Source organism: Crocinitomicaceae bacterium, assembly GCA_016708105.1.
Classification (GTDB): domain Bacteria; phylum Bacteroidota; class Bacteroidia; order Flavobacteriales_D; family Crocinitomicaceae; genus JADJGJ01.
This window is the reverse complement of the sequence record JADJGJ010000002.1, coordinates 411,268-429,158: the sequence shown is the minus strand read 5'-3', so window position 1 is coordinate 429,158 and position 17,891 is coordinate 411,268. Positions and strand designations below refer to the sequence as shown.

The 17,891-nt window shown below is 38.6% G+C and carries 16 protein-coding genes and 1 riboswitch; of the genes, 9 read left to right on the top strand and 7 right to left on the bottom strand.

The window, feature by feature from the left end; genetic code table 11:
• The first annotated feature begins 4 nt into the window (after positions 1 to 4).
• On the top strand, positions 5 to 1,297 hold the full coding sequence (locus tag IPH66_13115; GenBank protein ID MBK7130285.1) for a peptidylprolyl isomerase: 1,293 nt from the start codon (positions 5 to 7) through the stop codon (positions 1,295 to 1,297).
• Positions 1,298 to 1,450: 153 nt separating this feature from the next.
• Entirely contained in the window at positions 1,451 to 2,782 is a 1,332-nt protein-coding gene (locus IPH66_13110; GenBank protein ID MBK7130284.1) for a PhoH family protein, read from the top strand.
• Positions 2,783 to 2,824: 42 nt separating this feature from the next.
• Here IPH66_13110 and metH read toward each other — a convergent pair whose 3' ends face one another.
• From metH to IPH66_13095, 3 genes are all read right to left on the bottom strand, one after another.
• Entirely contained in the window at positions 2,825 to 5,536 is a 2,712-nt protein-coding gene (gene metH, locus IPH66_13105; protein MBK7130283.1) for a methionine synthase, read from the bottom strand.
• 45 nt (positions 5,537 to 5,581) lie between these two features.
• On the bottom strand, positions 5,582 to 6,337 hold the full coding sequence (locus IPH66_13100) for a TerB family tellurite resistance protein (protein ID MBK7130282.1): 756 nt from the start codon (positions 6,335 to 6,337) through the stop codon (positions 5,582 to 5,584).
• Between the two features lie 106 nt (positions 6,338 to 6,443).
• Positions 6,444 to 7,436 (bottom strand): homocysteine S-methyltransferase family protein, encoded by a 993-nt coding sequence (locus IPH66_13095; GenBank protein MBK7130281.1) that lies wholly within the window; start codon positions 7,434 to 7,436, stop codon positions 6,444 to 6,446.
• A 35-nt stretch (positions 7,437 to 7,471) separates the two neighbouring features.
• Positions 7,472 to 7,579: riboswitch (SAM riboswitch) on the bottom strand.
• 181 nt (positions 7,580 to 7,760) lie between these two features.
• Here IPH66_13095 and IPH66_13090 point away from each other — a divergent pair.
• Entirely contained in the window at positions 7,761 to 8,171 is a 411-nt protein-coding gene (locus tag IPH66_13090; GenBank protein MBK7130280.1) for a BrxA/BrxB family bacilliredoxin, read from the top strand.
• Positions 8,172 to 8,239: 68 nt separating this feature from the next.
• Here IPH66_13090 and IPH66_13085 read toward each other — a convergent pair whose 3' ends face one another.
• Positions 8,240 to 8,443: a hypothetical protein gene (locus tag IPH66_13085; GenBank protein MBK7130279.1), complete on the bottom strand. Its 204-nt coding sequence runs from the start codon at positions 8,441 to 8,443 to the stop codon at positions 8,240 to 8,242.
• 191 nt (positions 8,444 to 8,634) lie between these two features.
• On the opposite strand from IPH66_13085, the gene IPH66_13080 reads away from it, so the two are divergent.
• The 6 genes from IPH66_13080 to IPH66_13055 all read left to right on the top strand — a co-directional run bounded on the left by IPH66_13080 (position 8,635) and on the right by IPH66_13055 (position 13,857).
• A complete protein-coding gene (locus IPH66_13080; GenBank protein MBK7130278.1) occupies positions 8,635 to 8,934 on the top strand; it encodes a hypothetical protein in 300 nt (99 codons plus the stop codon).
• A 12-nt stretch (positions 8,935 to 8,946) separates the two neighbouring features.
• Positions 8,947 to 10,014, top strand: a complete 1,068-nt coding sequence (locus IPH66_13075; protein MBK7130277.1) for a M42 family metallopeptidase — start codon at positions 8,947 to 8,949, stop codon at positions 10,012 to 10,014.
• Between the two features lie 141 nt (positions 10,015 to 10,155).
• A complete protein-coding gene (locus tag IPH66_13070; protein MBK7130276.1) occupies positions 10,156 to 11,010 on the top strand; it encodes a T9SS type A sorting domain-containing protein in 855 nt (284 codons plus the stop codon).
• Between the two features lie 77 nt (positions 11,011 to 11,087).
• A complete protein-coding gene (locus tag IPH66_13065) occupies positions 11,088 to 11,411 on the top strand; it encodes a nucleotidyltransferase domain-containing protein (GenBank protein ID MBK7130275.1) in 324 nt (107 codons plus the stop codon).
• Complete coding sequence (pscD, locus tag IPH66_13060; GenBank protein MBK7130274.1) at positions 11,380 to 11,715, top strand: photosystem P840 reaction center protein PscD; 336 nt, start codon at positions 11,380 to 11,382, stop codon at positions 11,713 to 11,715. Before IPH66_13065 ends, pscD begins: the two co-directional genes overlap by 32 nt.
• A gap of 195 nt (positions 11,716 to 11,910) precedes the next feature.
• On the top strand, positions 11,911 to 13,857 hold the full coding sequence (locus tag IPH66_13055; GenBank protein MBK7130273.1) for a 1-deoxy-D-xylulose-5-phosphate synthase: 1,947 nt from the start codon (positions 11,911 to 11,913) through the stop codon (positions 13,855 to 13,857).
• Positions 13,858 to 14,159: 302 nt separating this feature from the next.
• Here IPH66_13055 and IPH66_13050 read toward each other — a convergent pair whose 3' ends face one another.
• From IPH66_13050 to IPH66_13040, 3 genes are all read right to left on the bottom strand, one after another.
• Entirely contained in the window at positions 14,160 to 15,623 is a 1,464-nt protein-coding gene (locus IPH66_13050; GenBank protein ID MBK7130272.1) for a cysteine--tRNA ligase, read from the bottom strand.
• A 105-nt stretch (positions 15,624 to 15,728) separates the two neighbouring features.
• On the bottom strand, positions 15,729 to 16,613 hold the full coding sequence (locus IPH66_13045) for a hypothetical protein (GenBank protein MBK7130271.1): 885 nt from the start codon (positions 16,611 to 16,613) through the stop codon (positions 15,729 to 15,731).
• Positions 16,614 to 16,870: 257 nt separating this feature from the next.
• Entirely contained in the window at positions 16,871 to 17,770 is a 900-nt protein-coding gene (locus IPH66_13040) for a hypothetical protein (protein MBK7130270.1), read from the bottom strand.
• Positions 17,771 to 17,891: the final 121 nt, after the last annotated feature.

Genomic DNA, 17,891 nt, shown 5'->3' with positions numbered 1-17,891 from the left:
ATTTATGCAGCGTAATAGTTCAACGCAGTATTATAATGACACAGCTACTTTTTCAAAGGGAGATCAAGAACTGGTATTTGATTCATTTTTTGGAAACAATCAATATCCTGAATCAGCAGATGAAATGGTACAGCAAGCACAAATAGGTGATGTTATCGGGCCATTTAAATCAGGTCAAAATGTTGCCATTGCAAAAGTTACTCGTCTGAAAAAAGAAACACAAGCTTGGGTACGCCACATACTTATTAAAACAGATCCAAATCAACCTGACACAGAAGCAAAAGCGCTTTGTGACTCAATCATGAAAGTGATTAATGAACAAGATAATTTTGTTGAGATGGTTCAGAAATTTTCACAAGATCCGGGATCAATAGCAACCAACGGAGAATATAAATGGTTTCCTGAAGGACGCATGGTTACTGAATTCAATGATGCATCATTTAAAGGGCCAATTGGAAAATTACAATTAGTAAAAACCATGTACGGTTTTCACATCATAGAAGTACTTGGTCGCGCTGAAAGAAACGTACCATCATTGGCAGTGATCACTAAAAAAGTTGAGCCAAGTGAAGAGACAAAACAATTGATGGAAGAGCGCGTGTTCAACTTTATATATACAGTGAATAATGCATCAGGAGATTCAGCCTTTCACTTCACTGCAAGAGACAGCAATCTAACCGTTAACAGAACACGTGTTTGGTTGACTAACAATTTTGTCATGGGTATGAACAACCCTGAACGTGCAATGCGTTTTGCATTCAGCAAAAACACCTTGGAAAAACAAATTTCAGATCCAATTTTAGATGGAGATAAATACGTGGTAGCATATCTTGCCAATGTAATACCTGAAGGAGCGCCTGAGTTTGAAGACGTAAAAGATCAAATGCGTTATCCTGCGCTGAAAGACAAACAGGCAAAAATTTATATGGAAAAAATGGCGGGCAAACAAAGCCTTGAAGAAATTTTGCCATTGATTCACAACGGACAAATTTTAACTGCTGAAGTTTATTTTGCCTCATCGGTAATACAAGGTGGTGGCGGTAATGAGCCTGAGGTAATAGGAAAATTGTTTACTAAAATTCCTACCGGATCAATGACCAAACCAATTAAAGGAAATACGGGAGTTTACGTTGTTATCATAGACAGCGAAACACAGGCACCTGAAACAACTGACTATACCCCTACCCGTTTTAGTTTGCAAGTTGCCCGTGCCGGAGCAGCTGACGGACTTGTCATAAAAGCCCTGCGTGAAAAAGCAGACGTAAAAGACAACCGCAAGAAACTGGAATACATGTAACCTCATTTTTGATTTAATGTTAAATCCCGGTTCATACACAACCGGGATTTTTTTTGTCCTCAGGTAGTTAATATCAACTGGTTAATAACTATTTAATGATCTACTCTGCACTTTGCAATTAGTACTTACCTTTTCACCAACAAAACGCTCTTTATGGCAAAAACCAGCCCAAAAAAAATTTTCGTTCTGGATACCTCAGTACTGCTATTTGATCACCAATCAATCCAGAATTTCAAAGATCACGATGTTGCTATACCAATCACCGTACTTGAAGAACTTGACCGTTTCAAGATTGGAAATGACACCAAAAATTTTGAAGCACGTGAAATCATTCGCTACCTTGATAAACTATCAGGCAATCACAACATGGATCAATGGTTATCATTGGGTCCAAAACGTGGTCGTTTGAAAATTGTCATGTCCAATTTGGTCAACGGAAAAAATGCCGAAGAGATTTACGGACACGGAAAAAATGATCATAAGATAATCAACTCAGCCCTTGGCCTTGCACATTCAGAAAAAGGCAAACAGGTTATTTTGGTTACAAAAGACATCAACCTGCGCCTTAAAGCAAAAGCCATTGGTCTAACATCAGAAGATTATGAGACCGGTAAGGTGAAAGATGTTGAGAATGTATCAGAGGGATTTCCAATTATTGAAGATGTGGATAACCGACTGATTTCAGAATTATATAAACGTGGACGCATTGAAGAAAAAAAAGTAATTGGTCCGCGCAAAGTTGCCAACGGATATTACATTTTAAAAAACGGGAACGATTCAGTGCTTTGTCGTTATGATGCAGTAACAGACGAAATAGAACGCGTAGAAAAAGAATATGTTTTTAGTGTAAAACCGCGAAACGCTGAGCAAACATTTGCTATCAATGCGCTGCTCAATCCGGACATTAAATTAGTTGCGATGCAGGGTGTTGCCGGCACCGGAAAAACATTACTGGCATTGGCAGCCGCGCTTGAACAAAAACATTTGTATAATCAAATTGTACTTGCACGTCCAATTATTCCGCTAAGCAACAAAGACATTGGATTTTTACCCGGCACTGCTGAAGATAAAATATCACCTTACATGCAACCGCTTTGGGATAATTTGAAATTCATTAAGAGTCAATTTAAACCCGGAGAAAAAAAATATAAGATCATTGATGATATGGAAACTTCAGGTGAACTTTCCATCACGGCGCTCGCATTTATTCGCGGACGCAGCTTATCTAACATGATGTTTATAATTGACGAAGCACAAAACCTTACCCCGCATGAAGTAAAAACCATCATTACCCGTGCCGGTGAAGGAACCAAAGTTGTTTTCACAGGAGACATCAACCAGATTGATACACCGTATATGGATGAACAATCCAACGGCCTAACCTATTTGATTGACCGCTTAAAAGGACATCGTTTGTTTGCGCATATCCGACTTGAAAAAGGTGAGAGATCAGAGCTTGCAAATTTGGCAAACGAATTACTTTAGCACGACAATTTTTTGAAGCAATGCATTAAAATTGCTTCATCATTAATCCATGCAAGGTGACAACCAGCGGCGCATGGTTTCTAATTCCATTCCTCTTCGTTTTGCAATGCTTTCAAGTTGATCTTCGGTGATTTTACCAACACCAAAATAGTGTGACTGCGGATGTGCAAAATACCAACCACTCACAGATGCGGCAGGTGTCATAGCCAATGATTCAGTTAAGTGAACACCTGTTTTTTGTTGTGCATCAAGTAAAGTAAATAATCCCGGCTTTTCAGTATGATCAGGGTTTGCAGGATAACCGGGTGCAGGACGAATTCCAGTATATTTTTCTGCAATTAATTCTTCTTTAGCCAGATTTGTTTTTTCATAAGCCCAAAATTCTTGTCTCACACGCTCATGTAATCTCTCAGCAAAAGCCTCAGCCAAACGATCAGCTAATGCCTTTAATAAAATAGCATGATAGTCATGATGATCAGCTTCAAATTCTGCAAGTTTATTCTCAATGCCCATACCGGCGGTTACAACAAATCCACCAACATAATCAATTAAACCTGTTTCAACCGGAGCAATGAAATCTGCAACACACTCGTTTGGTAAACCTGCTGCTTTTTTCAACTGCTGACGCATGCCAATTTGAGTGTACAAAATTTCTTTTCTTGATTCATCTTTATAAATCTGTATATCATCATCATTGACTGAATTTGCCGGCCATATACCAATCACTGCATTTGCCTGAATCCATTTTTCACGAATGAGATCATCCAACATCTTGTTTGCATCATCAAATAATTTTGTTGCCTCAGCACCCATTAATTCATCTGACAGAATGCGAGGATATTTTCCACGCAATTCCCAGGTATGAAAAAACGGAGTCCAGTCAATATACTCGCGCAGCTCATTCAAATCATAAGCAATAAATTCTTTAGTGCCAATAAACGCCGGTTTTACGGGAGGTTGATTTTTCCAGTCAATACTTAACTTATTTTTTCTTGCTTCTTCAATTGGCAGATATACTTTGAATTGTTTTTTGCTGGCATAAGTTTCTCGCATGCGCTGATAATCTGCTTTCACTTCTTGCACAAACTTATTCCTCTCATCGCTCAACAAACTTGATACAACCGTAACTGACCGAGATGCATCCAATACATAAACAGTTTGCCCACGCTGATAATTCTGTTCAATTTTTACCGCCGTATGAACTTTTGAAGTGGTTGCACCTCCAATTAAAAGCGGAATAGAAAAATCTTCTCGCTGCATTTCTTTCGCAACGTGTACCATTTCATCCAGCGATGGGGTGATAAGACCACTTAATCCAATAATATCTACATTATGTTCACGCGCTGCCTGTAGAATTTTTTCAGCCGGCACCATGACACCCAAATCAATAATTTCATAATTATTGCAACCAAGCACAACACCCACAATATTTTTTCCTATATCATGCACATCTCCCTTCACGGTTGCAAGTAAAACTTTTCCCTTTGCTTTTGTTTCAGTTTTTGATGCTTCAATATAAGGTAGAAGATAAGCCACGGCCTTTTTCATAACCCTAGCAGATTTTACTACTTGCGGTAAAAACATTTTTCCGGCACCAAACAAATCACCCACTACATTCATTCCGGTCATCAAATGTCCTTCAATTACTTCAATAGGCAGTTTCACAGACAACCTTGCCTCTTCAACATCTTGCTCAATAAATTCAGTTACGCCTTTTACCAGTGAATAAGTAATGCGCTCTTGCAAAGATTCTTTTCTCCATTCTAACTCTGTCTTTTTCTCTTTGGAAGTTCCGGCCACCGTTTCAGCAAAAGTTAACAATCTATCGGTTGCATCAGCCCTACGGTCAAGCAAAACATCCTCTACATGCTCAAGTAAATCTTTTGGAATTTCATCATACACTTCTAACATGGTTGGGTTTACAATACCCATATCAAGACCTTCATTGATTGCGTGAAAAAGAAATGCTGAGTGCATAGCCTCACGCACCGGATTGTTGCCACGAAACGAAAAGGAAACATTTGAAATTCCCCCACTCACATGTGCACCGGGTAAATTTTCGCGAATCCATCTTGTTGCCAGAAAAAAATCTAACGCATTGCGACGGTGCTCATCCATACCTGTTGCAACTGGAAAAACATTGGGGTCAAAAATAATGTCCTGCGGCGGAAATTTTACTTTATCAACCAAAATACGATAACTTCTTTCACAAATAGCAATGCGTCTTTCATAAGAATCTGCCTGACCAACCTCATCAAATGCCATGACCACAGCTGCTGCACCGTATTGTTTTATTTTTTTTGCCTGTTCAATAAATTTATCTTCACCTTCTTTCAAACTGATAGAATTCACCACACATTTTCCCTGCACACATTTCAAACCGGCTTCAATGATTTCCCATTTAGATGAATCAATCATAACCGGTACACGCGCAATGTCAGGCTCAGATGCAATGAGATTGAGAAATTTTACCATGGCTTCTTTTCCATCAATCAAACCATCATCCATATTGATGTCAATGATTTGTGCACCACCCTCAACCTGATCTCTGGCAATTTGCAATGCTTCTTCAAACTGACCTTCTTTGATGTGTCGTAAAAATTTAGCAGAACCGGCTACGTTAGTACGCTCACCAATATTCACAAAATTTGATTCTGCTGTAATTTCCAATGGCTCTAATCCACTCAACTTCATGTTGGGTAGATTTGACCATTTGTACTGATATTTTCCTTTATAATCCGTGTGTAAATTCATTTTAATATGTGTGTTTTATATCCATTCATTTTGGATGGCTGGATATCATTTAAATCCTCTTTCCTTTTTAATTTTATCGTAAGCTTCCTGCACTTTTTGGAATTTTTCTTTGCCGTTTTTTTCAAACTCTTCTCCAAGTCCACTCAATTTATCAGGGTGATATTTTATTGCCATTTTCCGATAAGCTTTTTTCACTTCTTCATCGGTAGCATTGGTATTAATTTCTAAAATTTTATAGGCTGAGTCAACATCCTTGTAATACATGTTCTTCAATGAAAGAAAATCTTTCTCAGATATACCCAGATAATTGGCAATGTGTTGAATGATGTTTACTTCAGATCGGTCAACATTGCCATCAGCACGTGACACTTCAAACAAATAACGGAGTAATTCAAGACGCAGTGGATGTTCCATGTTCTGTCTGATCTGGAAACAAATTTCACGCACCTGAATATTCTGTTTGAGAATTTCTTGCAGTAGCTTGATGTATTCATTGGTGCGTTGATGACCAAATTGCTGAGCAAAAAAATCACGAACAAATTGTACTTCTGACTTTAATATTTTTCCATCTGCCTTCATCACCACGGCAGACAGAGCAATGAGCGCAACTCCAAAATCTCCTTCTTGCGTTTGGTGTTGTCTGTAATTTCTGTTTTGATGTGAATGTGCTTGTTGTTTTACGGGAGTTTTTGTTGCACCCACATCTAATATGCCCCCAATAGCTACACCAATTAATGCACCTAATGGTCCGCCAAAAGCCCAACCCAATCCTCCGCCTAAAATTTTTCCAAAATGTGCCATCTTGTTTTTTTCTTTTGATGCATTTTCATCTTTTATACTCAGCAATTAGCTCTGAAAATATGCCTATACAGACGAACATCAGCCTCAGATATTTCAATGTGTCTCTTTATGCTTTTTCAACCGGTAGATAATTTTTTACAAGCTCAGCAATGGCTTTTATATGAGCCGGTGTTGTACCGCAACAGCCTCCAACAATATTTACCAATCCTTCATCCAAATAGGTTTTAATTTGTTTTGCCATCAGTTCAGGCGTTTCATCGTATTGACCCATTTCATTCGGCAAACCTGCATTAGGATGTGCTGAAATGGCAAAGGGTGCTTTGTTTTTCAGAACTTGAAGATAAGGTCTCAAGGTAGATGCACCCAAGGCACAATTTAATCCCACGCTCAACAAATCTGCATGCTGAACTGAAATTAAAAAGGCTTCTGCTGTTTGACCTGAAAGGGTTCTTCCGCTGGCATCTGTAATAGTGCCTGAGATCATAATTGGCAAATTAGTTTGCATCTTTTCCTGCACATTTTGTACAGCAAACATGGCGGCTTTTGCATTGAGTGTATCAAAAATTGTTTCAATCAGCAGAATATCTGCACCACCGTCAATCAACCCTTTTACTTGTTCTTCATAAGCCGTTACCATTTTGTCAAACGTAGTCACACGATAACCCGGATCATTCACATTAGGAGAAATAGAAAGAGTCACATTGGTGGGTCCAATTGAACCGGCAACAAATCTGGGTTTTGATGGATCTTTTTTAGTGAACTCATCGCAAACTTCCCGTGCAATTTTTGCACCATGGTAATTGATATCATACGCATATTTTTCAAGTTGATAATCTGCCTGTGCTATGCTTGTTCCACTGAAGGTATTTGTTTCTAAAATATCTGCCCCGGCTTCTAAATATTCACGGTGTATTGCTTTGATGATATCCGGCCGTGTGAGCACCAATAAATCATTATTGCCTTTAAGCGATTTTGGATGATCTTCAAACCAACCTTTTCTGAAATCTTCTTCAGTGAGTTTATACCGCTGAATCATGGTACCCATGGCACCATCCAATACCAAAATGCGATGTTTAATTATTTCCCTGATGTCATTCATAACACGTGCAGGGGCGAGACCGGAAAAGTGATCATGGCTTATATTGTTCACCTGAAGTGAACAGGAATTGGCACCTTAGTCTTTTGACTGACCAGGTTGCCAAGGTTTCACAGGGCCGGTCCCTCCACCTTTCTTTATAAGTTAATAATTGTAAGAACTGCGACAAAGATAGAATCTAATTCAATAAAAAACAAAAATAGATAGCAATTCATTGATTCTGCATACCAAGCAACAATACCTGACCCGTTAAAAATTTTTGTTGGATGAATTTATTCATATAATTCTTACGACCTTTGCACCAGTACTATTTATAAATTATTGACCATGTACCCACCAGAACTCACGATGCCGATGAAGGCACAATTAGTAGATGCAGGATTTGTAAGCCTTGAAAATGCAGAGGCTGTTGACAATGCATTAAATACACAGGATACGGCTTTATTAGTAATTAATTCAGTTTGCGGATGTGCCGCCGGTGCTATGCGTCCGGGTGTTTTAAGTTCATTGAAACACGCAAAACTGCCAATGAAAAAACTTACCGTATTTGCAGGCGTTGATGGAGACGCAGTTGCTCAGGCTCGCAAGTATACCTTGCCTTATCCTCCTTCATCTCCTTCTATTGCGTTTTTCAAAAATGGTACCCTAGTGCACTTTTTAGAGCGTCACCATATTGAAGGTCGCTCTGCTGAAATGCTTTCTGATCATTTGAAACAAGTATATGATCAGTTTTGCTAATTGATAATTCTAAACAAAAAAAACGCCTTCGGTTTTCGAAGGCGTTTTTTGTTTCAAGGAATTTTACCTTATTTATTTTCAGCTTTTGCTGCACGCATTCCCATGAATGTAAGAATACCGCCCAGCACAACCAGCCCAATTAATGCTCCCCATGTAGCTCCTGCTCCCATTTCTGTAATAAAATACAATGATGTGGGAATATATCCCATAGGATAGATGATGCAGCCTGTTACACCTAGCCCTAATAATAACATTCCAATACTCTTTAACATAGTTTATCGCTTTAGTAGTTAGTGGTTTAAAGATAATATTTTTTTATTACCACAAGCCACGGCATAAAATATTTCTCTCTAATTGTCAATAAATTATATGAAAAGGCTTGGTGGCTTGCTTAACCTTCATCGTTTGATAAGTATTCTGCGCACCTGGTTAAATACTGCTTGCTTGAACTTAATTTTGATTCATGGTAAAGTATATTCTCATCTTCCTTATCGCGTTCGGAATTCTGGGTTCGTTTTTTTATTTCTATCCCGCTGAAATTTTTCAAGCCACTATAAAAGGTGAATTTGCAGAACTTACAACAGATGTCTCTTTGCGTACAATTCTTTTTAATGAATCATTACCCAATGGCTTGTTAAAAGAAAATATTACATCAGTCCAACCCACCGTGCAAGGAATTTTAATTTTACTTATTTGTCTCATTGCTTTGCCTGTTATGATAGCTGTGCGATTTGGCAAAGACAAGAATTCCAACACGCAATAAATTAACTCCACTATGAACCTGAAACTACTTGAACAAATTTGTAAAACACCCGGTGCGCCAGGCTTTGAGCAAAAAGTGCGCGAACTAGTCATCAAAGAAGTTCAAACGCTGGCTGATGAAATTTCAACCGATAATCTAGGCAATGTGTATGCTGTAAAAAAAGGAACGCAAAAAACAAAATCATCAGAAGATCGCAAAAAAGTAATGATTGGTGCGCACATGGATGAAATCGGATTCATGATTACACATATTGATGATAAAGGATTTTTGCGCTTTACTACCTTAGGTGGATTTGATCCAAAAACGCTCACAGCACAGCGCGTTATCATTCACGGTAAAAAAGATATTATGGGTGTGATGGCTTCAAAACCCATTCACGTGATGACGCCTGAAGAACGGAATCATGTTGCTAAACTCACTGATTATTTTATTGATACCGGTCTGCCAAAAAAAGAAGTTGAAAAACACATCAACATTGGTGATCCTGTAACCCGTGAACGTGAATTCATTCAAATGGGAAATTGCGTTAACAGCAAATCATTAGATAATCGATTGGCTGTTTTTATGTTGATTGAAACATTGAGAAAATTAAAAGGAAAAAAAGTGCCGTATGATGTGTATGGTGTTTTTACCGTGCAAGAGGAAGTAGGCATTCGCGGTGCTAATGTTTCTGCACTGAAAATAGATCCAGATTTTGGATTTGGCTTAGATACCACCATTGCATTTGATTTACCCGGCGCCGCCGAACATGAAAAAATAACACGTCTTGGTCAGGGCACTGCCATCAAAATTATGGATGCATCAGCAATTTGTGATTATCGCATGGTGCGCTACATGAAACAAACGGCAGATAAACATAAAATTAAATGGCAACCTGAAATTCTCACCGCAGGCGGAACCGATACAGCCGGAATTCAACGTATGACCAAAGGAGGTTCCATTGCCGGCGCCGTTTCTGTACCAACCCGACACCTGCACCAGGTAATTGAAATGGCCGACAAAGACGATATTCAAGCAGGTATTGATTTGCTCACCGCTTGCCTGATTGATTTGGATAAGTATGATTGGGGGTTTAAGTGAGGGATTAGGGATTAGGGGTTAGGGATTAGGGATTAGGGGTTAGGGCTGAGGGATAGCATTCAGTATGTTTTGACCATTCACCAAATCCCAACCAAAACCACTATTTAATCGTTGTTAAAAGTGGACTAAAATTCACAGTTCATGAAAAATCTCTTAACAGCTATTACATTGTGGAGTTTTTGCCACTTATCAAACGCTCAATCAGACACCTTGTTCCCGAACATATCTGCCAAGTGGATAGTTGGTGCATCAAGCTGGGACGGTTCTGGTTCAATTTCTAGTTTTTATAAATGTACGATGTTGAATGATACGATTGATACCCTAGGTTTTTTCTGGCATTCTATGACTGATCAGTTCGGTATTGACCGAGGTTGCGTGAGGGCAGACAGCGGCAAGGTATATTATCTTGGTTATTCAAATTTTTCTTTTGGCACTGGGGGAGGTTTCATGTCCAGTATTCCCTATCTAATGTATGACTTTACACTGAATGCGGGAGATACAGCTTATTTTGATAGCTCTATACCTCAAATAATAGATAGTATTGGTTACTCAAATATTCTTGGTGTTAACAGACGTACGTTTTATTTTTCAGGTTTTGTGCCTGATATTTGGGTAGAAGGATTAGGTAGCACCAACGGATTTTTTCGTCCGGTATTTCAGCATTTTGAATCATCATGCAACCTCTGCTCCTTTTCCGGAACTTATCTTGATTCACTTGGAACAGCATATAATCTTTCCATTGGAAATCCAATCAGTTGTGAATATATTTCCACACAAGAAGAATCCAATTCGTATGAATATTCCGCAACACAATTCAATATCACTATCAAAACAAATATTGAATCTGCGTTGTCAATTTTTGAGGTTCAAGGACGAATGCTAAATCAATTTCAACTTGTGCAAGGTGAAAATGTTATTGTAACTGATGATCTTCAACCGGGTATCTATTTTCTAAATCTGGGTGAAATGCAAACTATTACCTATATAAAGTATTGATAAGTCCCGGTGTTGTGCGAGTGCCTCTGAAAATTGCCTGATAAAAGTCCTGAAAATTTCCATATCCTTGTTAGGCAATGCAACTTCTTTCAAGCCACATAAGTACGATTACTACACTCTGCGATAAGCATCACGTGAAATCGCTGTTTGCTTTCGGCTCCGTAACGCGTGACGACCTGAAGCCAAATAGTGATATTGATTTAATTGTTGACATTGATAATAGCGATCCGCTGTCTTACGCGGATGATTATTTTAGTTTAAAATTTCAGCTTCAACAACTACTCAACCGACGAATTGACTTATTAGAATTGCGCGCCATCAGGAACCAGTTCCTGAAGCAAAAAATTGACCAAACTAAAGTTCTTGTTTATGGAAAAGGAAATCAAAATTTGGCTTTCTGATATTAAACAAGCAATTTCTGAAATAGAGCAATTTTTCCCTTCTTCAAAAATGTTTCAAGACTTTCAAAAAGACTTGAAAACAAAGCGGGCTATTGAACGAAATATTGAAATCATCGGAGAAGCTGTAAACAGAATTTTGTCTCACTATCCAAACATTGCAATAACAAGTTCAAGAAAAATAGTTGATACCCGAAACAGAATTTCTCACGGTTATGACAGTGTTTCAGATGACATAATCTGGGCTATCGTTATGCGCGATCTCCCTGTTTTTAAGACCGAAATTGACCGTTTGTTAGGGACATAACTACTGAAAGGAGGGGCTAAATAATAGGCAGATAGCTTCATCTGGCTGGGCTTACCGGGTATTGAGATCATCCTTCGACCAGCCTCGTTCATGTCTTTTCCTCCTAATTTTTCTAAAATCCCTTGAACACTTCATGCATTCATACGTTACAACCAGTAACAATTATTCATAACTTTGTAATACCAACCGGTGTCTATGTCACATTATCAGGCAGGTCCTTTATTAGGACAAATTGAAATACCCGCTGATTTGCGCAGCAAGATGAGCGTTGATCAGTTACCGCAGGTTTCAGATGAACTCAGACAATATATTGTAGATGTAATTTCTGAAATTGGCAATTCTCACTTTGGTGCAAGTCTGGGTGTGGTTGAACTGACTGTTGCTTTGCATTATGCCTTCAATACACCAACTGATCAATTAGTTTGGGATGTTGGCCATCAGGCATACGGACACAAAATATTAACCGGTCGTCGTGAGCGGTTTCATACTAACAGACAAAAAGGTGGCATCAGCGGATTTCCAAAACGCAGTGAAAGTGAATTTGACACCTTTGGTGTGGGTCACTCTTCTACTTCAATTTCCGGTGCGCTTGGAATGGCAGTAGCCAATAAATATAAAAAAGATAATCGTCATCATATTGCTGTTATCGGTGATGGATCTATGACTGCAGGTCTTGCTTTTGAAGGATTGAATCATGCCGGTAGTTTAAAAGACACCAACCTGCTTGTTGTTCTCAATGACAATTGCATGTCTATTGATCCAAATGTTGGTGCATTGAAAGAATATTTGATGGATATTACCACATCGCATACTTACAATAAAATGAAAGATGAGGTTTGGAATCTTTTAGGTAAAATTTCAAAGTTTGGCCCCAACGCGCAAACAATTGCTTCAAAAATTTCGAATGCACTAAAAGGATCTTTACTCAAATCAAGTAATTATTTTGAGTCGCTGAACTTTCGTTATTTCGGTCCGGTTGATGGGCATGATGTGATTGGTTTGGTGAAAGCAATGCAAGATTTAAAAGACATTCCCGGTCCAAAAATTTTACACGTACTTACCAAAAAGGGTAAAGGTTACGCACCGGCAGAAGAAGGAAACGCAACGCAATGGCATGCACCAGGAATTTTTAATAAAGAAACAGGTGAAATTATTAAAATTGTTCCGGCTTCACCTCAGCCACCAAAATATCAAGATGTATTTGGACATACCATTGTTGAATTAGCAGAACAGAATGAAAAAATAATGGGCGTTACACCTGCCATGCCGTCGGGTTGTTCACTCAATATCATGATGAAAGCTATGCCTGACCGTGCATTTGACGTAGGTATTGCAGAACAACACGCAGTTACTTTTTCAGCAGGTTTGGCAACACAAGGCACGGTTCCTTATTGCAATATTTATTCATCATTTATGCAGCGCGCATATGATCAAGTGGTACATGATGTTGCATTGCAAAAATTGAATGTTGTATTCTGTCTTGATCGTGGAGGGTTAGTTGGTGCAGATGGTGCCACGCATCACGGGGCGTATGACCTTTCATACATGCGTTCAATTCCCAACATGATTGTATCAGCTCCAATGAATGAAGAAGAATTACGCAACCTGATGTTCACGGCGCAATTACCTGATCAGGGACCGTTTTCAATTCGTTATCCTCGTGGAAATGGTCAAATGACCAATTGGAAAACTCCATTCAAAGAAATTAAAATTGGCACCGGACGCAAATTAAAAAACGGTCATGATATTGCATTTCTTACCATTGGTGCAATTGGTAATTATACCACAAAAGCAGTTGAAATTTTAGCTGAACAAGGAATTTCTGCGGCGCATTATGATATGCGTTTTGTAAAACCGCTGGATGAAATGTTGTTGCATGAAGTTTTTTCAAAATTTTCTAAAGTCATTACGGTTGAAGATGGTTGCCTGATGGGTGGTATGGGTTCTGCAATTCTAGAATTTATGGCTGATCACAACTATTCAGCACAAGTAACTCGCCTTGGAATACCCGATGAATTTATTCACCACGGCACCCAGGATGAACTCTATGCAGAATGTCATTATGATACGGCAACCATGGTAAACACCGCTGTTAAAATGCTTGGTCGTACTGATGTAAAAGGGAAAGTGCAAGCCGGATAAGCAACAATAATCTTTCCACCATTATTCTTACCAACTTTTGCATGATTTACTTTTGAACGTTTCAAGAAGTTTGGAGGTATTTTGTCCATTAACGAATTAAGCAATAGAATTGGAAAGATGTATCTTCAGGTTGCAAATTTAGATTCTCCACGTAGGCACAGGTCGCGACCTGTGCCTACAGAATGTTTTTTTTATTTTGCAACCCCAGTGGGTGTGTTATTCTATTGCGTAATCTGGGATATATTTTGTCATCATACGCGCGCGATACGAATGCTCCAACAGATTGTATTCATCCCCCAAAATTACGAAACCGAATAACTAGCGCCCTCTTTTCCGTCTTTGATTTGAATGCCAATTGCGCTTAATCGGTCGCGTAGTAAATCTGATGTTGCCCAATCTTTTTGCTCACGGGCATTTTTTCTTATCTCAAGAATAATCTGCATCACGGCATCCAATTTTGAATCATTGCCATCACGCACTTCTTTCAGACCAAGTACATCAAAAATTAGGGCATTGATTTCGGCTTTCAATTTGGATAAATCATCACCGGAAATTTCTGCTTTTTGATCTTTGATTTTATTGATATAATTCACCGTTTCAAAAAGATTTGCAATCAGCACCGGGGTATTAAAATCATCATTCATGGCAGCATAATAATTTGCGATCAGTTCATTCACGTTTTCAGAACTGGTATTCCCTGCCTGAAGTGATTGCAAATCTGCAACCGCTGTCATCAATTTAATAAATCCTTTTTCAGATGCCAATAAGGCTTCTGATGAAAAATCCAAAACACTTCTGTAATGCGCCTGCATCATAAAAAACCTTACCACCATAGGGTGAAATGCCTTGCTCAGCAAATTGTTTTTTCCGCTGAACAACTCATCAGGCAACAAGGTATTGCCGGTTGACTTACTCATTTTTTTTCCATTCAGCGTTAGCATGTTTGCATGCATCCAATAATTCACCGGTGATTTTCCGGTCGAAGATTTTCCTTGAGCAATTTCACATTCATGATGTGGGAACTTCAAGTCCATACCACCACCATGAATATCAAACTGCTCTCCTAAATATTTTGTTGACATGGCCGTACATTCCAAATGCCATCCTGGAAAACCAATACTCCACGGTGAAGGCCAATGCATGATATGTGATGGTGATGCTTTTTTCCACAAGGCAAAATCAAGTGGATTTCTTTTTTCAGATTGTCCATCCAAATCTCGCGTGCCACTTATCAACTCTTCTGTTTTGCGACCTGACAAGATGCCGTAGTTTCCGGAGACATTATATTTCTCAACATCAAAATAAACAGAACCATTGCTCACATAAGCCAATCCTTTTTCAAGAATAGTTTTTGTAATTTCAATTTGTTCAATAATATGTCCGGTGGCAGTGGGTTCAATACAAGGAGGCATATTATTAAATTGATCCATCACTTGATGAAAACCTACAGTATATTTTTGAACAATCTCCATGGGTTCTAATTGTTCTAACCTGGCTTTTTGCGCAATTTTATCTTCTCCTTCATCAGCATCATTTTCTAAATGTCCGGCATCTGTAATATTCCGCACATATCGCACTTTAAATCCCAGATGTAACAAATATCTATAGATCATGTCAAACGAAATAAATGTCCGACAATTACCCAAATGGACATCGTTGTACACAGTAGGACCACACACATACATTCCTACATGTTTTTCAACCAATGGTTTGAATACTTCTTTTTCTCCGCTGAGCGTGTTGTAAATTTTTAATTGTTGTTCCATGATCTGTAAAGAAAAACCCGGACGCTATTTGCTGTCCGGGTTTAAAATTAGATATTTTACGTGAGACGCGAGTATGCTTAACAAATACTCAGTGTCTTGTTGTGACTAATCCAAATGTCCGTCTGAATGGTACGCTCCGTTTTTCCAGATTTCAATTTTAAGGAGAATTCCATCACTGTCATATTTATACAGTTTTCCGTCCCAGAGTTTTCCACTTTTGAATAAACCATCCAACCAGAGGTCTTTGTCTTCATTATACACTTTATTATAACCTGAAGGATCAAATGTTTTACCATCCAGAATTTTACCTCTGCTTCCGTCAGGTCCGCCTTTACCCTCTTCAACTTTAGGTGCAACCGGCGGTTCAGCGTTCACTACTTCAGTTGAAACAACATTGCCTTCATTATCATACGTTTTTATTTCACGTATGCTGCCATCTTCCCAATAGCGAATAGCTTGTCCGGTTAATACACCATTTGTTTTTGTGTATTCATATTGCTTCACACCCGTATCATAATACATGGTACTGGTGCCTTGTTCCAATCCATTTTCATCAAAAGTTTTTGACCATTTGGTTTGACCATTGCTATATTTAGTAGCAAAAGTACCTACCTGCTTTTTGTTGAGCATGGTTCCGCTTTCTGTTTCATTCCCATCAAGATCAAACTTCCGATATTTTCCATTTGGTCTGTTATCAACATAAACGCCAATGGTTTTAGGATTACCATTTGGATGATAAGTTGTCCACTCACCAACTTTACGATCATTCTTATAGTTCCCTTCTTCAATGATTGCTTCAGCAGAATATTCAGTTTGGTCCGTAACATCTTTCCCTCTGATAATCCACCATCCTTGTTTTCCATTGGCATCAATATAGCCGGCAACACGAGGTTCGTCCTCATCTGCAACAAGTGCAACATCAACAGTTACCTGGGTAGCGTAATTCAGCACCGGAATTAAACATACCAAAAATAGCACGACTTTTTTCATAAGGGTTTGCTTTTAGGGGTGTGCATGCTTGTCAAATGACCTGAACAATATTACACAAAATCATTTGACAATAACTAACTTACAAAAAAAAATGATATCCATCAAAAATTTTCGACCGGTGATCAATTTTATGAGATGAATCAATAAAGGACAGGAAACTCAGTCAGCCATCGAGCTAGAATAACCTGAAAGGAAATAAGATAAAACAAAAAACCCGGGCGTTAATTACCCGGGTTTTGTATGATTAAGAAATTATCTTATAGTTGTCCATCAGAGTGGTAGGCACCATTTTTCCAGATTTCAATTTTCAGGAGGATACCATCACTATCGTACTTATACAATTTACCATCCCAAAGTTTGCCACCTTTAAACTGACCATCCATCCACAACTCTTCGTCTTTGTTGTAGACTTTGTTGTAACCGTCACTTTGGAATTTTTTACCATCTTTCATAACACCACCTGCACCGCTTGGTCCACCTGAACCGGTTGTAGTATTGTTGCTAGTGTTTACACCAGAAGGAGGATCTTTTTGAACCGATGACTGAACAGCTCCATCAGCACCATAAACTATCTCTTCTTTCACGCTGCCATCTTCATAATATCTGGTTGCAGGACCGGTTGTTACACCATTGGCTTTATTGTAGACAAATTCAGGTTGACCATTCTCATGATATAGAACTACTTTACCTTCCTCTTTGCCTTCTGTGTTGAAGTTTTTTTCTTGCGCTTTATTGCCATTTTCATAATAGCGCACAAAAGATCCGGTTTGTTTACCATTTGAATAGGTTCCTTCTTCCATCACAGCACCATTTTCGTAATATTTCACGTAAGCACCTTTTGGGCGCCCGTTTTCAAAGAATCCTTTGGTGCGGGGCGTTTTACCATCTTTATGGTACATGATCCATTCACCGGTTTTCTTATCGTCTTTGAAGTTTCCTTCTTCAATTTTTCCATCATCAGGATATCCTTTCTCAGGCATATCTTTACCGTAGAAAATCCAATAACCCTGCTTAAGACCGTTCGCGTCTTTCTGGTTATTAGCTTGTGGGTCAATACCTTCTACTCCTATGTTTGCATTTGTGCGTGTCAGGTCGTCGGGCATAGTTAGCCCTAGTAGTGGTAGTATGAAAATAAATGTGGTAAAAATGCTTTTCATAACAGGAGGGTTTTATACATTTTGCTTACAATTTACAACTTTATTCGTACGCTCTATTAAGTTTTCGATAAACATAGAATTTTTAAAGACAAAAAAACTGATCAATCAGACCATTTTTTCC

Bases quoted from the DNA above. Each gene is read 5' to 3' on its own strand.
- IPH66_13045 (MBK7130271.1), bottom strand. From the start codon at position 16,613: ATGAAAAAAGTCGTGCTATTTTTGGTATGTTTAATTCCGGTGCTGAAT.
- IPH66_13100 (MBK7130282.1), bottom strand. From the start codon at position 6,337: ATGGCACATTTTGGAAAAATTTTAGGCGGAGGATTGGGTTGGGCTTTT.
- IPH66_13080 (MBK7130278.1), top strand. From the start codon at position 8,635: ATGGTAAAGTATATTCTCATCTTCCTTATCGCGTTCGGAATTCTGGGT.
- IPH66_13040 (MBK7130270.1), bottom strand. From the start codon at position 17,770: ATGAAAAGCATTTTTACCACATTTATTTTCATACTACCACTACTAGGG.
- IPH66_13050 (MBK7130272.1), bottom strand. From the start codon at position 15,623: ATGGAACAACAATTAAAAATTTACAACACGCTCAGCGGAGAAAAAGAA.
- IPH66_13065 (MBK7130275.1), top strand. From the start codon at position 11,088: ATGCAACTTCTTTCAAGCCACATAAGTACGATTACTACACTCTGCGAT.
- IPH66_13085 (MBK7130279.1), bottom strand. From the start codon at position 8,443: ATGTTAAAGAGTATTGGAATGTTATTATTAGGGCTAGGTGTAACAGGC.
- IPH66_13110 (MBK7130284.1), top strand. From the start codon at position 1,451: ATGGCAAAAACCAGCCCAAAAAAAATTTTCGTTCTGGATACCTCAGTA.
- IPH66_13070 (MBK7130276.1), top strand. From the start codon at position 10,156: ATGAAAAATCTCTTAACAGCTATTACATTGTGGAGTTTTTGCCACTTA.
- pscD (MBK7130274.1), top strand. From the start codon at position 11,380: ATGGAAAAGGAAATCAAAATTTGGCTTTCTGATATTAAACAAGCAATT.
- IPH66_13055 (MBK7130273.1), top strand. From the start codon at position 11,911: ATGTCACATTATCAGGCAGGTCCTTTATTAGGACAAATTGAAATACCC.
- IPH66_13115 (MBK7130285.1), top strand. From the start codon at position 5: ATGCAGCGTAATAGTTCAACGCAGTATTATAATGACACAGCTACTTTT.
- IPH66_13075 (MBK7130277.1), top strand. From the start codon at position 8,947: ATGAACCTGAAACTACTTGAACAAATTTGTAAAACACCCGGTGCGCCA.
- metH (MBK7130283.1), bottom strand. From the start codon at position 5,536: ATGAATTTACACACGGATTATAAAGGAAAATATCAGTACAAATGGTCA.
- IPH66_13095 (MBK7130281.1), bottom strand. From the start codon at position 7,436: ATGAATGACATCAGGGAAATAATTAAACATCGCATTTTGGTATTGGAT.
- IPH66_13090 (MBK7130280.1), top strand. From the start codon at position 7,761: ATGTACCCACCAGAACTCACGATGCCGATGAAGGCACAATTAGTAGAT.